We start from the raw sequence: 14,030 nt of genomic DNA on the forward strand, positions 1-14,030 counted from the left end.
GCACACCTCTTCAACGCAGGTTGGCGCTTCAGTAGGAGAAGCGCCAACCTCCTCAGCCCCGGCCAACTCACATCGCGTCAAGCAACGCCGACCACGCCACCGGCCCAACCGTCAGCACAGGCCCGTGCTCCAACGCCTGTTTCGAGTCACGCACATGGACGGCGACGCTGTCGATGGCGACCTCGACGCACTCCCCGCCTTCCTCACTGCTGTAGCTGCTCTTGAACCAGCGCAGGCGGGTATCCGCTCCTGCCACTTCTTTGTCGATGTTCACAGCTCTCCCAACAACTTCTCGACGTACGCGAGCGATTCGCGAGGCGTCAGGGCCTGGGCACGCAGGCTTCCGTACTTGGCTTCCAGCGCCCGTACCGACTCCCGATCACTGTGCACCCGGCTGACGTTCTGCACCTCCACGTACGCGATCCTGCGCTCTCCCTTCGTCTCGATCAAGGTGAACGGACCGGCCATCCCTGCGTTTTCATCACGGCTCAGCGGCATGACCTGTACCTCGACGTGCCGCATGTGGCTGACGAGCAACACCTGCTCCAACTGCCCCCGTAACACGTCACGTCCGCCGATGGGACGGCGCAGCACAGACTCATCGATGACGAAGCTCATCAGCGAATGTGGCGTGCGGTGAAAGATCTCCTGTCGCGCCAGCCTCGCGGCAACCCTCTCGTTGACGATCGCATCATCCAGCGGGGGCCGCAGGACCCCGAACACCGCCCGCGCATACTCCTCCGTCTGCAACAACCCCGGCACAGCCTGGTTGGCATACACATGCAGCTCAACCGCCTCCGCCTCCAGCTTCGCCGCATCCCGGAAGAACGCCGGATACCGCGCCCGCGCCACCTCCTCCTTCATCACCGTCAGCAGACCGCCGGCCTCCAGCACAGCATCCGCCCGCTCGATGAACTCCGGCTTCGGAATCCGCCGCCCCAACTCCACCGACGCGACCATGTCCTCGCCGTAACTGAGCTTCGCACCCAACTCCGCCCGCGTCAGCCCCCTGCTCGTCCTCAGCAACCGCAACTGCTGCCCGAAGCACCGCAGGATGCCCGTCTCGCTCTCACCGTGAGTCGTAGTCACCGGCGCCCTCACCTCACCCACCCGCACAGTGGCGCCCGCCCCTCAACTCACCGCAGGCGCCACACCCGACCGTCACTCACAGCTCACTCTAAGGACACACACCGTAGCTTTCGCGCCACTTGGTGCCACTTCCCCCGTACCGGGGACGAGCCCTGGCCCTCTCCCCGTACGGCCCCCGTCTGTACATCGGGGAACGCGTGCCGCTCTCCCCTGAGACGTCGTTACCCTCGGCGCTGACGGTCCCCGCCAAGGGCTGCCCCGCACCCGTCGGCCACGGGTGGGACGAGCCCGCACGGCTCAGTCGACACCGGGCACTCGGCTCCTCGGCCGCACGCATCCCGGCTGACGCGGAGGCCTGCACGCCGCCGCCGGATAATGCGCAGGCATCCCACCCCGCACCCGTCCTATTCTGACCGCTGCCCGTCCATGCCCGGACGGGCTCAACGAAGGGGCGGCGGAGTGCCGGACGTGTACAAGATCATGCTGGACGCCGAGCTGAGCAAGGCGTTCGACGTGTGGTCCGGCTATCTGGACGCCCGGACCGGCGAAGATCCCCAGGCCCGTGCACGACTGCGTTCCAGCTTGCAATCGGCCCGTGAGGCAGCTGCCGCGGGCGATCTCAAGTCCGCACGCGCCTGGGTGGCGGAGATGTACGACGATGCGCGAGAAGCCGGCCTTCCCTGGGCTCCCGTACGGCCTGACCCCTGTACGGCGGACCGGCAGGCACGCGACTACGCCAAGGACGACCTGCGGGAGGTGCTCCCCGTACACCTGCGTGAGGAACTCGACAGCATCGCGATCTACCTGAGCGTCACGGGCCGCCGCCTCCGGACCGCCCCCGGCCTGGACACCGCCACCCACCAAGACATCCTCTACATCACGGCCCGCGCCGGCATGGCCCTCGACCTCGCCCACCCGACAGCGGCGCGACGGGAACTCGAACGCCTCGAAGCGATCGCCCGCCGCTGTGGCGTGGAGCCCTGAGAACCGAGCGACAACGGCCGCGAGCTGCCCCCGGCTGAACATCCGACGTCGCTCGGACACCACGCACCGGGACAGTCCTTGAACAGCAGGATCAGCATCGCAGGGGCCGACTGCGATCACATGGGGCCGACGCATACGACGATGCGCAGGTGTCGTCTTGGTGGGGCCGACGAGACGGACGCAGGGGACGGGCCGTGTGGGGTGACCGGAAAGGCGGTGCACGCCCTGCGCCTGCCTCGTACCAGGATCCCCCGCTGCACAGTCCGGTCGGTGACGAGGGTTCAGCGCCGCCGCCGGCCCCGGCGGGCCGGGTCCCGTGCGGGTGAGCGGCCTTCGGACCGGGACGCGTGCCGGCGACGACCTCGCGGAAGGCAGGGCTGGTCCGATGCTTCATCGTGATCAACAGGCTTACAACCCCGTGTGGTTGCCGGCTGTCTTCAAGGCGCTGGAGGGATGAGCCTCCGGTGCCTTCCGTACGGATTGGGGATCAGGTGGGGAAGCAGGTCTGGAGAATCGTCGTGGCCGGTGGTGCGGCGGCGGCGTTCACGGCCGTGGCCGCGGTGCCGGCCGGGGCGGCCGAGGGCGGGGTCTCGTTCTCCCGTGTCCAGGTGAACGGCGGCAAGCAGATCGTGATCGGGGCGTCGGGGGAGGTCGCGGTGCCCGCCTCCTTCCGGATGACGACCACACACAAGTGGAAGTTCCCGGCGGTGTTCCTGTACCGCAAGGGGGCCGACCGGCTGTGGCACGCCATCGAGACGAGCGACTGCGTCAAGGTGAAGTCGGGCGTCTGCGACTTCAACGAGACGATGTACTTCGACCCGAGCGTGTGGGACATGCGCAACAGCGAGGCCGGGGCCTGGAAGGTCGGGGCCGAGGTGTACTTCAAGGGCGGCGGCGGGGACGTCGACTACAAGGGTCTGACGATCCACGTCAAGCGCAACTCCCGCCTCACCGTCAACGCCTCGCCCGAACCCGTGGCCAAGGGCAAGACCATCACCGTGACCGGAAAGGTCACCCGGGCCAACTGGGAGACCAGGAAGTACGCCTCCTACGGAGACCGCCAGGTGAGCCTGCAGTTCAAGCCCGCCGGCACCACCTCCTACACCACGGTGAAGAAGGTGTACGCGAACGGCTCGGGCAACCTCAAGACGACCGTGAAGGCCTCCAAAACGGGCACGTGGCGATGGGTGTACAACGGCAACACCACCACCGGACCGTCGAAGTCGTCCGGGGACCACGTCGTGGTGAAGTGATGTCCGCCGTGCCGGCGGGCCGGTGGGCGCCGCGCCGGCGGTAACGGCTGCGACGGTCCGGGCGTCGGGTCCGCCACGATCGGGCGAACCCGACGCCTTGCTTCCTGGCCGACCTGAACGGGCTCAGCAGGGACAGGACCACCCCGGACCGGCTTCCGGGAACTCCGGTGATCCGGCTCACCGGGTCCGGCGGCATGGCGGGAGTCGTCATCCGCCATCCCCATCGCTGGGAACGGCGCAAGCTGAACAGCAACCCGACGCAGGACCAGGTATTGCATCAAGCGAAGTGGTTCACTGGCTGCCTGTGCCCGCTAGGGTGGCGCCTCAAGGGGAGGACGTCGAGTGGCTGTCGCGCCGCTCGCCGAAGCAACGCGCGGAGACGGCAGCCGGGGCACGCGCCCCGCAGCTCGGCCGACCGCGGAACGATCCAGGGGGAGAACGCGAAGGCCAAGATCGCCGACGACGAGGCGCTGCTGATGCGCCATCTGGTGAGGCTGGTCCGGGAGCGGCACAAGGTGGTCGACGAGCAGCTCGCGCAGGTCGTCGACATCGACCCGGCCGACGTATGGAAGCGCGTGGACGCCGAGCCGGGCGATCTCGGCGACGTCCTCGACGCGGCGGAACGCGTGGCCACCGTGGACGGTGACGTCAACTCCCGTGAGAAGGCGGTCCTCGACGAGCTGCGGGAACGGTGCCGCCGGGGCTGACCCCGTCGTGGGGCAGGGCTCTCACGCCACTCGCCCGCCGCCCGTGTACAGCGCACGGTCGTACGGGCTTCGCTCCTGGTGGCACGCCCGGCCCGACCGCAACGCCGGCCGCATGCGTACCATGCTCTCCCTTCTCCCCGATGCCTCGGCGGCCGGTGAGTTCGCGATGCCGTTCGCCTCGACCCCGCGGGGTCTCCGCCCGGCCCGGCTGTTCGACCACCGTGCCGCTCCTCGGAGGCCCTCTCATGTGGCGAGTCCGCGGTGGCGGATGAGGGTGCGGGCGGCGGTGTCGGTCGCACCCGCTCAGCCGACCGAAGTGTGCTGTGTCGCCTCGCGTGCTTCGGTGAGGGCTCGCTGCCTGATGTTGCCGAACAACTGGATCGTGGTGGCGGCCAGGATGTCGTCCCTGCCGATGGTCCGCCCGTCCCCGCTGCGGGTGGACAGGGCCAGGAGGGGTTCCTTGAGGGGCGGAGGCGGGGCCGGTTCGCCCGGCGTCACCAGGGCGACCGTACCGAAACGTTTGATCCCGCCCTCGCGGACGACCATGGCCGCGTCCCGGGCGAGGTCCGTCAGGAACACGCTCGCGATTCCGTCCAGGTCGCGGACCATCGCCGGGACGGCCGTCACCCCCCGTCCCCGCAGCAGCTTCCTGACCCCCGCCTCGAACCTGTGGGCGCCGACCACAGCACTCGGTTTGCGTGACCTGCTGCGCCTGGGAGAAGGCACGACGACACCCTCGGCGTCGTACCGGACACCGGTCAGGCCGCGGAACGTCGGGCTGTGGTCGTACCACTTGCTCCCCACCTCGACCTCGACGTTCCGGTCGATCGCCGAGAGGAGATCCCCGGGAACCAGTTTCTTCCGTGCCTCCTCCGCCGCCGCTCTCCTCGCGCCGTCGATGATCTCCGTCAGCACTGTCCGCGTCACCGACGCGGCGGCCCACGCGGCCGACCGGGAGACGTGCATCGGGGTCACGTCCCTGAACACCGCTTTGACGAGAGGAGGCTTGAACGGCGGGACGTCCATGACCGATGCGGTCTCGGGACCGCCGCGCTCAGGGCGTGCCGGCTGTGGTGTCATCGGAAGAACGCTCCCTGCTGTCGGAGTTGTCACAGGCCCACACTTCACCACGCGGGCCCGCTCTCTTCCCCCATCCTCCCTCGAAGCGGCACCCGGTCCAGGGCCGCGTGTTGCGCGCATCCGATCGGCATGACCTGAACGACCACGTTCCGCTGTCGCACCCGAAGCAGCACTTCCTCCGACTGCCCCCGCATGCCCCCTGCCCACCAGCACGTTGCCGGGGCGGTGAAAAGGGGAGCCTCCGGAAGGAACCGCCCGGCGGGATCCTCATCGAGACCGTTGACCAGGACGAACACAGAAGTCCGGCTGGAGTGCTAGGACCAAAGACCGGTGGCGGTTCCGGCCTCGGGGGCAGGTAGGCCGGGACGGTGCGTCCGTACGGTGGAGGTATGCCTGAGACTGTACCGGCGACGTCGTTCGACCTCGATGCCTACCTGAAGCGGATCGGGTGGGAGGGCGAGCGGCGGGCCGACCTCGCGACGCTGCGGGGCGTCCACACGGCCCACGCGCTGACCGTACCGTTCGAGAACCTGGACCCCGTGCGGGGTGTGGTCCCCTCCCTCGACCCGGCCGACCTGACGGCCAAGCTCGTGCACGGTCGCCGTGGGGGCTACTGCTACGAGCACAACACGCTGTTCGCGGACGCCCTGGAGGCGCTGGGCTTCCGGGTGACCCTGCTGACCGCGCGGGTCGTGGTCGGCACCGACCGCTTCGAGAGCCGCCCGCGCACGCACATGGCGCTGCTCGTCGAGGTCCCCGGCGAGCAGCGACCCCACCTCGCGGATGTGGGATTCGGCACGGTCGGCGCCCTGCTGGAGCCGGTGCCGCTGGTGGTCGGCACGGAGTTCCACGACGCGGGCCGCCGCCACCGGCTGGTGCACGCACCGCATGACGGTCCACTGGAGATGTGGGTGCTGGAGGCGTACGGCACGACCGGAGCAGGCGGGGCGGACGGCTGGGAGGCGCAGTACGTCTTCACGGTGGAGCCCTTCGAGCAGCCCGACTTCGAGGTCATCAACTGGCACATCGCCACGCACCCCCGCTCCCCGTTCAGCCGCCGTCCCTACGTCCAGCGCCTCACCCCCGGTCGCCACCTGCTCCTCGACGGCCGCCACCTCACCGAGACCCGCCCCGACGGCGCGGTCACGGAGCGGGAGTTGACCGACGAGAGGGAGGCACGACGCCTCCTTGATGAGGAGTTCGGGATCGACGTACCGGATGGCGTCCGGCTGCTGGGCTAGCCTCGCGCTTTTACGAGGGGGGTGCGTCCCGGCGGCATCGTGGTGTGCCCGCACGGTGGTGGAGTCGGTGCCGACCAGGGACAGGTCCACCTCGCCCCGCTTCGCCGCTTCCGCGATCAGCCCCTCCAGCAGGGCCTCGAAGACGCCGGCGTCACGTCACTGCCGGAAGCGGTTGTGCACGGTCGACCAAGCGCCGAACTCCTCCGGCGTCTCCCGCCACTGACCACCGGACCTGAACCGCCGGATCACACCCTCGAACCGCTGCCGGAGCCGCTCGGGGTACGGGCCGTACTCGCCGATCGGCAGGTACGGCCCGATGAACTTCCACTCCGTGTCCGTCAGTTGCACTCGAGCCACGCAAGGAGATCTACCGGACCAGAGCCCGCCGCGAGAGCGGAGTCCGGAACTGCCACCGTCTGCCCTCGAGCCGAACCAGGCTCAGCCGAGACCGCGGTGGGCGGCCCACAGCGTCCCGGCGCGGCTGGCCGCATCGACAACCAGAGCCGCCAGTTCTGGTTCGTCGGGGACCGGGAACGAGACATATGCGCCCCGACCACCGCCGACTGGTCGGCCGTAGGCTTTCACGGCGAGATGACCGTCCGGGAGAAGCCGGATGTTGAGTGTGGTCAGTTGGAACTCTTCACCACGTCGAGTGTCCGTCCAGCGGAGCGTCTGCGGGATCGTGACGTTGATCGCCAGAGCGCTCACTTCCAGGTCGCTGCTCATGCACGGATGCTCTCACGCGGGTCTCACAGGCGGTGGGCGAAGCAGGCAGTTTGATCACGACCCGATACGCGCCCCAGGCCCCACTTCCCCCGTACCGGGGACGGGAACGAGCGCCCGCCCTCTCCCCCGTACGGCACCCGTCCGTCCATCGGAGAACGCGTGCCGCTCTCCCCTGAGACGTCGTTCCCGTCGGTGCCGACGGTCCCCGCCAAGGGCTGCCCGACGTCTGTTGGTCACGGGTGGGATGAGTCCGCACGGCTCAGCTGACACCGGGCACTCGGCTCTCCGGCAGTACACATCTCGGCTGACGCGGGGCCCGCACGCGTCCTCAGTCGACCTCCCGCACGCGTGCGGCGGTCCGCTCGGCGAGCTCGCGGACGCCCTTGGCGGCGGGAGGCCCCGGCGAGGCCTCGTTCGATCTGCTCGCGCCCTTCTTCGCGCAGGACGTCGAACTGCACCAGGCAGACGCGCTGCCCTACGGGGGCACGTGGCGCGGGCACGACGGCTTGGCGCGGTTCTTCCTCAGGATGGGAGAGGTGTGGGAGTCGTTCGACATGGTGGAGCAGGAGTTCCTCGCCACCAGTGAGACGGCGGTCGTGCTCACCCAGGTCCGTGCCCGCGCTCGCGCGACCGGCCGTGCACTCGGCTTCCCCATCCTGCAGACGATCACGGTCAAGGACGGGCGGATCACCGAGGTCCGTCCGTTCTACTGGGACACGCGGGCCATCGCCGACGCCTGCGCCGCGCCGGCGCCGGCGCCGTCAGACTGAGGCCGGCACCGCGTTCGCGGCCAGGGCGGCCGGCACGAGCAGGGCGGGACCTCGGACGCCGGCCTATGGGCCGCCCTGGACGATTCCGGCGTAGACCCGCACGTCAGGGTGGGCGGTCGGCACCTTCCACCGGCGCAAGGCGTCCACGGCACCGTACGGCCGCGCGGCCGCGGACCGGGGCCGGCGCGACCTCGGGATCCGTCCGCCCGGGGATTCCGGAACGCCGGTGGGCGGGCGGCGTCGCGGGGGAGGATGGCCGGCATGACGGTTGAAGGCTCCTCCATCGACTCCACCAGGCCCAGCATCGCCCGCGTCTACGACTACCTGCTCGGCGGCAAGGACAACTACGCCGTGGACCGGAAGGTCGGGGACGTGTTCTTCCGGGACCTCCCCGGTTCGGTGGCCATCGCCTTCGCCAACCGCGCGGCCCTGACGCGGGCGGTCGCGCAGATCGTGACGACCACCGGCATACGGCAGTTCATCGACCTGGGCAGTGGTCTGCCGACCGCCGACAACGTCCACCAGGTCGCGCAGCGGCACGCCCCGGAGTCCCGGATCGTGTACGTCGACAACGACCCCCAGGTGCTGGTCCACGGCTGTGCGCTACTGGAGCAGAACGACCGGACCCGGGTCGTCCGGGCCGACGTACGCGACCCCGAAGGCGTCCGCACCCACCCGGACACCCTGGAACTGATCGACTTCGACCGCCCCGTCGCCGTCGTCCTCAGCGCCATCCTCCACCACGTCAACGACGAGGAGGACCCGGCCGGGATCGTCCGCCACTGGCGCGACCACGTGCCCTCCGGGAGCCACTTCTTCGTCAGCCACTTCCGTTCCGGCGACAACCCGGAGACCGCGGAGGCCGAGCGGGTCCTCCAGCAGACCTTCGGCCGCGGCCGGTGGCGCACCGACGAGGAGATCGCCTCCCTGCTGGACGGCCTGGAGATCCTCGACCCCGGGATCGTCCCCGCGCCCCTGTGGCGTCCCGACACGGCCCCCAACCCGTGGAACGCCGGCGGCGCGGAACGGGAGCTCAGCGTCTGGGAACGCCTCATCGTCGCCGGGCTGGCCCGGAAGACGTGATGCCCCGGCAGGCGACGTCCGGCCGCACCACGCACCCCGGCAGCACCAGGACCCCGCTCCCGCCCGCCCGTTGAGGCGGCCGCGTCACCCGTTCCCATCATGCGGACGCCTGACGGGACGTCCCGACCGTGCGGCGCGGAGGCCGTCGGCCCGCACGCGGGTCACGGCTCGACGGTACTCGTAGCGGCCGTCGACGAGTGGTTGTGACCAGCACCTTCACAGGTGTCCTACGCGACCCTGACCACGTACTTGCCCTGGACCCCGCCCGCCTCCAGCGCCCGGTGTGCCGCCGCGGTCTCCTCCAGGGGGAAGACCGTGTCCACCGCGGGGCTCAGCTTGCCCTCGACCACGTGGCGGGCGAGGTCGTCGAAGTCCGCCCGCGTGGGGTTGCCGCTGAAGAAGCGCACCCGGCCACGCCCGTGGACCGCGCTGGCCGCGAGGTAGCCGAGCGACGCAGCGGGTCGTTTCAGGTCGAAGGCGATGGTGACCATACGCCCGCCGGGATTCAGCAGGCGGCGCAAGGCCCGCAGGTCGGTGCCCACGGTGTCCAGGACCACGTCGAAGCGGCCCAGTTCCGCCAACCGGACGCCCCGGTGGTCGACGGCCCGGTGCGCGCCTAGCCCGCGCACGAAGTCGAGGTTGGCCGCACGGGCGAGGGCCGTGACCTCAGCGCCGTACGCGCGTCCGAGCTGGACGGCGGCGTTGCCGACGCCGCCCGCCGCGCCCCGGACGAGGAGTCGTTCGCCGGGGCTCAGCCCGGCCTTGTCCCGCAGGGCGGTGACGGCCGTGGTGGCCACCGGCAGCGCGGCGGCGGCCACCAGGTCAAGCCCGTCGGGGACCAGGCCGATCCGCTCGGCGGGCACGGTCACGTACTCGGCGGCGCTGCCGAACCCGGAGGTGCGGCCCAGGACCCCCCACACGCGGTCGCCGGCCGCGAGCCGTGTGACGCCGGCACCCGGTGCGGCGACCTCGCCGGTGAAGTCCAGGCCGACGCGCTGGGGGAACCTCCGGCCGGTCACGAGGCGGAGACGGCCGGCCCGGGCCGCCAGTTCGCCGCCGTTGACGCTGAACGCGCGCACCTTCACCAGCACCTCGCCGGCGGCCGGCTCGGGGCGTGGCACGCGGCCCAGGTACAGCACGTCGGGGCCGCCGTAGCGGTCATGGAGCACGGCTTTCATCATGCGGTCGTTCATCGTCCTGCCTTTGCCATCGGTCGTCGTACGGGGAATCGGCACCGACGGTAGGCTCCCAAGTGGACGCGATCGTCCGTTTGGAGCCGAAGCGAGAGGCAGTGATGGTGGAATCCTCTCGGATCGCCGCCCGGGACGGGCTGCGGGCCGACGCCCGGCGCAACCGGGAGCGCGTCCTCGCGGCCGCCCGTGCGGTCTTCGCGGAGCACGGGATCGACGCCCCGATGGCGACCGTGGCACGTCGGGCCGGAGTCGGCGTGGCGACGCTGTACCGGCACTTCCCGACCCGGGACGCCTTGGTGCGGGGCGCGTTCGCGCAGCAGATGGAGACCTGTGTGCGGGCGCTCACCGAGGCTCTGGCCGCCCCCGACCCGTGGCAGGGCTTCCAGCAACTGGTCGAGACGGTCTGCGCTCTGCAACGGGAGGAACGCGGGTTCCCGGCCGCGTTCGTCGCGGCCTTCCCGGAAAGCACGTCGCAGCACGCGGGGTCCCGGCGACGAGTCGAACGGGACTTCACGGCCCTGGTGCGCAGGGCTCAGGCGTCGGGCGCGCTGCGGGCCGACTTCCACCCTTCCGACCTCGCCGTGGTCCTGTTGGCACACTGCGCCCTGGTGACCGCCCTGCCGGATGACGGCGCGGCGTCCCGGCGCCTGGTGGCCTACCTGCTCCAGTCGTTCCGCGCCGACACGGCCAACGGGCCGCTGCCTCCACCGAGTGCGCTGACGCTGCGCAGTCTCCCGATCGCCGCCGGCGGCTCCCAGCGGCAGCGGGTCCCCCGAGCCTGACCTGACCCGGTACGAAGCGCAACGGGACTGATCGGTCCGGCGGCGGCCGCCACCGCCCACCGCCCACCACCCGGTCGAGGGTCACAGCGGGCCCAGCGCCTCTCCCGGTACGGCTGCCGGCTCGAGGCTTTCGAGCACGGTGAGCAGTTGCCGCTCCTCGTAGCGGAAGTGGTTCTCCATGACCGCGGCAATGCCTTCGAGATGCTGGTCGAGTTCCTCGGGCGGTGCGGCCCGGTCGACAGCGTCGCGCAGGCTGCCCAGCAGGTGGGCGATCATCGAGTGATCCTGCTCGAGCGAGCGCAGCACCGGGCGCAGCTCCGGGTGTGCGGCTGCGACGGCCGGGAACAGGGTGCGGTCTTCGCCCCGGTGATGGCCGTCGAGAGCCGCGCAGAAGCCGTGGCAGTACAGCAGCAGTTCACGGGTGGCCGCCTCACCGGGGGTGCCGTCGGCAAGGGACGCGCGGGTCACGGACAGCGCTTCTCGCAGTCGGCCGTGCACCCGGCGGAGTTCTTGGCTCCAGGCGACGAGCCTGGTCGTCTCGCGCTCAGTCACGCGAGAGCGAAGGGTGCGACGAGTGCATCGTCGGCCTCCTTCGATCCGGCGCCTCCATGCCTGACACGGTCTGCCACGAGCACGCGACGCTTCCCGCACACTACCCTGCCCGCTGCCGCCGGCACCACCGCTGTCCCCACGCCGAGCGTGGCCCGCCCCGCACAGCCGGTCGTTTCGGAATGAGGTCCGCAGGCGGCGGAGACATGCGAGGCCGCGGGCCGGCGTGGCGCAGTTCGGTCAGCAGGGCGGCGCGGACCACGAACGGGTGCTCGGCCACCCGCGCCCGGAGCCCTCCCGTCCCCCCGCACCCGCGGGGATGACCCGGAGGTTCGTCGACACTCCCGAGCCGGTCGGCTAGCTCGGGCGGGTCGCCGCCTCGATGTGGGCGAGCTGGGCGGCGAGGATCTCCTCGAACGCGGCACGGCGATCCGCCCCGAGGGGACGGACGTCGCGGGCGAAGTGGGCCAGGGCCGGGAAGCGTTCGGGATCGGCGCCCAGAACCGCGACGCGGAACAGCTCCATGGCCTGTTCGTACTCTCCGGGGGAGACAGTGCTGACCCCGGCCTCGGAGGCGATCAGCGCGGCGATGAGGACCGCCAACCGGTGGTAGCGCACCGGGATCTCCTCGTCGGGCAGTCCCGACGCGCGCAGGGCCAGCAGCACCTCTTCCATGACCAGCCGGGAACCGGTGCCGGATGAGGCGTAGCGCCCCCAGACCGCGGCGAGCTGGGGCTGCCGGCCGAAGGCCTCTCTCAGGCGCAGGGCCAGGGCGGTGATGCGCTGCTTCCAGTCGCCCTCGGGGCGGTAGCCGTCCATCGCGGCCAGGAGGATCCGGTCGGCGACCGCGCGCAGCAGTTCGGTCTTGCTGCGGAAGTGCCGGTAGAGGCTGGAGGAATCCGTCCCGAGGGCCGCGGCCAGCTTGCGCACGCTGAACGAATCCGCGTCGCTCGTGCGCAGCAGCTCTGCCGCCGCGTCCAGGATCTCTTCGGTCGTCCAACGCCTTCGACCTGCCATCTCGCTCCTCTCACCGGATCTCAGCCTACCTGTGCACTTGGTGATGCACGCACCGCGTGCATAATGAGGACATGAGTATGCCGGGCGGGTCGGCATACCACTCGTGCCCGGTTGTCCGGGTCAGGCGAGCGATGCGGAGCTCACCCCGGGCAACACGAAAGGACGCATGACGTGAAGAACCCACTGGATTCCGCGGCGCTGGACGCCGCCATCGAAAACGTCCACCGCGCCGGGATGCCGGGCCTGTTCGCCGAGGTGCGCGACGGCGACCGGGTCTGGCGCGGCGCCGCCGGGGTCGCCGATGTCGCCACCGGCCGCCCCGTCACCGCCGGCATGCGGCACCGCGTCGGCAGCGTCACCAAGACCTTCACCGCCGCCGCGGTGCTGCAGCAGGTCGAGAGCGGTCGGATCGGGCTCGACACACCGATCGGCCGCTACCTTCCGACGCTGGTTCCCGGAGAACGCGGTGACGCGATCACGGTCCGGATGCTGATCAACCACACCAGCGGCCTCGCCGAGTACCTCCCGTACGCCTACCCCTCCCTCAAGGCGTACCCCGTCCTCGCGGACACCGGACCCCAGAGCCTGGACGACCACCGGTTCACGCGGTTCGACCCCACCGAGCTGATCGAGATGGGGGTCACCGCACCCGCCGTCGGCGCCCCGGGCGGCACTCCGGGCGTGTACTCGAACACCAACTACCTGCTCCTGGTCCAACTCCTGGAACGGGTGACCGGCACCACCGCCGAGCACTGCATCACCCGGAACGTCATCGAGCGCGCCGGGCTCCGGGACACCGAGCTGCCCACCGGACCGTACGTCGACGGGCCGCACTCGCAGCTCTACGAGGCGTGGTTCGGCATGATCGACCCACCGCGCGACTACAGCGTCTACGACATGTCCTGGGTGGGGCCGTCGGCCTCGCTGATATCGACCGTCTCGGACCTCAACCGCTTCTTCGGCATGCTGCTGGCCGGGGAGATCGTCAGCCCGTCGTCGCTGGCGCAGATGCGGCGCACCGTCCCGGTCGTCTCCCAAGAGGGAAAGACGATCGACTACGGCCTCGGGCTGCACCCGATGGAGGGTCCCGGTCAGGGCACCTTCTGGGGCCACGGCGGCACGGTCTGGGGCGGTGGAACGCTGGCCATGATCCGTGCCGACGGCAAACGGCAGATGGCGGTCGCGGTGAACCTGCAGCGGTGGAACAGGCTCGACTCCTCCGGCAAGCCGCAGCCCCATCCCATCGACGACGCGCTCGCGGCTCTGTACCGCGTGGCGATGTACGGCTGACCGGACCGCCTGCCGAACCCGCCGGCTGCTCTCGTTCCTCCTCCGGCCGGCAGGCGCCGCGCGGCCTCCGACGGCTCGATCTCCTGCTCGGACAGCCCGGCCGCCTGCCTCCGCACCGACTCCCGGCGCCGACGTCCCGCAACCGTCGCCGACACCCGCCCCCGTCCGCACACCTCACGCACCCCGGACGCGGCCACCGCTCCAGGCCTTTCAGCGGCTTCGCCGAAGTCCGTCCCGACGAGCCGACGTCAGCAATGCCGTCTCCA

15 protein-coding genes and 1 pseudogene are annotated in these 14,030 nt (G+C 70.7%); 8 read left to right on the forward strand and 8 right to left on the reverse strand.

From position 1 onward, the window contains the following. Positions 1-67: 67 nt before the first annotated feature. Together KUM38_RS20570 and KUM38_RS20575 are read right to left on the reverse strand one after the other, a co-directional pair. The gene (locus KUM38_RS20570; protein WP_308409001.1) at positions 68-274 is read right to left on the reverse strand and encodes a DUF397 domain-containing protein; all 207 of its coding nucleotides are present in this window, start codon (positions 272-274) and stop codon (positions 68-70) included. Continuing rightward, entirely contained in the window at positions 271-1,089 is an 819-nt protein-coding gene (locus KUM38_RS20575) for a helix-turn-helix transcriptional regulator (RefSeq protein ID WP_217130870.1), read from the reverse strand. Before KUM38_RS20575 ends, KUM38_RS20570 begins: the two co-directional genes overlap by 4 nt. Positions 1,090-1,548: 459 nt before the next feature. Here KUM38_RS20575 and KUM38_RS20580 point away from each other — a divergent pair, with 459 nt between their 5' ends. The 3 genes from KUM38_RS20580 (at position 1,549) to KUM38_RS20590 (ending at position 4,033) form a co-directional block, all read left to right on the forward strand. Beyond that, complete coding sequence (locus tag KUM38_RS20580) at positions 1,549-2,073, forward strand: hypothetical protein (RefSeq protein ID WP_217130871.1); 525 nt, start codon at positions 1,549-1,551, stop codon at positions 2,071-2,073. 491 nt (positions 2,074-2,564) lie between these two features. Beyond that, a complete protein-coding gene (locus tag KUM38_RS20585; RefSeq protein WP_217130872.1) occupies positions 2,565-3,326 on the forward strand; it encodes a hypothetical protein in 762 nt (253 codons plus the stop codon). Positions 3,327-3,802: 476 nt separating this feature from the next. Continuing rightward, complete coding sequence (locus KUM38_RS20590; RefSeq protein ID WP_254397495.1) at positions 3,803-4,033, forward strand: hypothetical protein; 231 nt, start codon at positions 3,803-3,805, stop codon at positions 4,031-4,033. A 303-nt stretch (positions 4,034-4,336) separates the two neighbouring features. On the opposite strand, the gene KUM38_RS20595 is transcribed toward KUM38_RS20590, so the two are convergent. After that, on the reverse strand, positions 4,337-5,113 hold the full coding sequence (locus KUM38_RS20595) for a hypothetical protein (RefSeq protein ID WP_217130873.1): 777 nt from the start codon (positions 5,111-5,113) through the stop codon (positions 4,337-4,339). 389 nt (positions 5,114-5,502) lie between these two features. Here KUM38_RS20595 and KUM38_RS20600 point away from each other — a divergent pair, with 389 nt between their 5' ends. Then, positions 5,503-6,354 (forward strand): arylamine N-acetyltransferase, encoded by an 852-nt coding sequence (locus tag KUM38_RS20600; protein ID WP_217130874.1) that lies wholly within the window; start codon positions 5,503-5,505, stop codon positions 6,352-6,354. A gap of 12 nt (positions 6,355-6,366) precedes the next feature. Here the strand turns inward: KUM38_RS20600 and KUM38_RS20605 are convergent. Both KUM38_RS20605 and KUM38_RS20610 read right to left on the reverse strand, forming a co-directional pair. Next, a pseudogene (locus tag KUM38_RS20605) lies at positions 6,367-6,711 on the reverse strand (transposase); the annotation flags it as partial. A gap of 81 nt (positions 6,712-6,792) precedes the next feature. Beyond that, complete coding sequence (locus KUM38_RS20610) at positions 6,793-7,080, reverse strand: hypothetical protein (protein WP_217130875.1); 288 nt, start codon at positions 7,078-7,080, stop codon at positions 6,793-6,795. Positions 7,081-7,463: 383 nt separating this feature from the next. Here KUM38_RS20610 and KUM38_RS20615 point away from each other — a divergent pair, with 383 nt between their 5' ends. Then, entirely contained in the window at positions 7,464-7,850 is a 387-nt protein-coding gene (locus tag KUM38_RS20615) for a nuclear transport factor 2 family protein (RefSeq protein WP_217130876.1), read from the forward strand. A 252-nt stretch (positions 7,851-8,102) separates the two neighbouring features. Beyond that, positions 8,103-8,933, forward strand: a complete 831-nt coding sequence (locus KUM38_RS20620) for an SAM-dependent methyltransferase (protein WP_217130877.1) — start codon at positions 8,103-8,105, stop codon at positions 8,931-8,933. Between the two features lie 227 nt (positions 8,934-9,160). On the opposite strand, the gene KUM38_RS20625 is transcribed toward KUM38_RS20620, so the two are convergent. Further along, the gene (locus KUM38_RS20625; protein WP_217130878.1) at positions 9,161-10,126 is read right to left on the reverse strand and encodes an NAD(P)-dependent alcohol dehydrogenase; all 966 of its coding nucleotides are present in this window, start codon (positions 10,124-10,126) and stop codon (positions 9,161-9,163) included. 101 nt (positions 10,127-10,227) lie between these two features. Here KUM38_RS20625 and KUM38_RS20630 point away from each other — a divergent pair, with 101 nt between their 5' ends. Continuing rightward, the gene (locus tag KUM38_RS20630; protein WP_217130879.1) at positions 10,228-10,908 is read left to right on the forward strand and encodes a TetR/AcrR family transcriptional regulator; all 681 of its coding nucleotides are present in this window, start codon (positions 10,228-10,230) and stop codon (positions 10,906-10,908) included. An 81-nt stretch (positions 10,909-10,989) separates the two neighbouring features. On the opposite strand, the gene KUM38_RS42950 is transcribed toward KUM38_RS20630, so the two are convergent. Beyond that, positions 10,990-11,460 (reverse strand): hemerythrin domain-containing protein, encoded by a 471-nt coding sequence (locus KUM38_RS42950; protein ID WP_308409002.1) that lies wholly within the window; start codon positions 11,458-11,460, stop codon positions 10,990-10,992. A gap of 354 nt (positions 11,461-11,814) precedes the next feature. Then, on the reverse strand, positions 11,815-12,474 hold the full coding sequence (locus tag KUM38_RS20640) for a TetR/AcrR family transcriptional regulator (RefSeq protein WP_217130880.1): 660 nt from the start codon (positions 12,472-12,474) through the stop codon (positions 11,815-11,817). A gap of 171 nt (positions 12,475-12,645) precedes the next feature. Between KUM38_RS20640 and KUM38_RS20645 the strand changes: the two genes are divergently transcribed. Continuing rightward, a complete protein-coding gene (locus KUM38_RS20645) occupies positions 12,646-13,764 on the forward strand; it encodes a serine hydrolase (RefSeq protein WP_217130881.1) in 1,119 nt (372 codons plus the stop codon). The last annotated feature ends 266 nt before the right edge of the window (positions 13,765-14,030 follow it).

Source organism: Streptomyces sp. AC558_RSS880, from assembly GCF_019049255.1.
Classification (GTDB): domain Bacteria; phylum Actinomycetota; class Actinomycetes; order Streptomycetales; family Streptomycetaceae; genus Streptomyces.

Excerpts from the sequence above, each read along its gene's own strand:
- KUM38_RS20620 (WP_217130877.1), top strand. The coding sequence starts at position 8,103 with ATGGCCGGCATGACGGTTGAAGGCTCCTCCATCGACTCCACCAGGCCC.
- KUM38_RS20595 (WP_217130873.1), bottom strand. The coding sequence starts at position 5,113 with ATGACACCACAGCCGGCACGCCCTGAGCGCGGCGGTCCCGAGACCGCA.
- KUM38_RS20630 (WP_217130879.1), top strand. The coding sequence starts at position 10,228 with ATGGTGGAATCCTCTCGGATCGCCGCCCGGGACGGGCTGCGGGCCGAC.
- KUM38_RS20640 (WP_217130880.1), bottom strand. The coding sequence starts at position 12,474 with ATGGCAGGTCGAAGGCGTTGGACGACCGAAGAGATCCTGGACGCGGCG.
- KUM38_RS20610 (WP_217130875.1), bottom strand. The coding sequence starts at position 7,080 with ATGAGCAGCGACCTGGAAGTGAGCGCTCTGGCGATCAACGTCACGATC.
- KUM38_RS20590 (WP_254397495.1), top strand. The coding sequence starts at position 3,803 with ATGCGCCATCTGGTGAGGCTGGTCCGGGAGCGGCACAAGGTGGTCGAC.
- KUM38_RS20625 (WP_217130878.1), bottom strand. The coding sequence starts at position 10,126 with ATGAACGACCGCATGATGAAAGCCGTGCTCCATGACCGCTACGGCGGC.
- KUM38_RS20600 (WP_217130874.1), top strand. The coding sequence starts at position 5,503 with ATGCCTGAGACTGTACCGGCGACGTCGTTCGACCTCGATGCCTACCTG.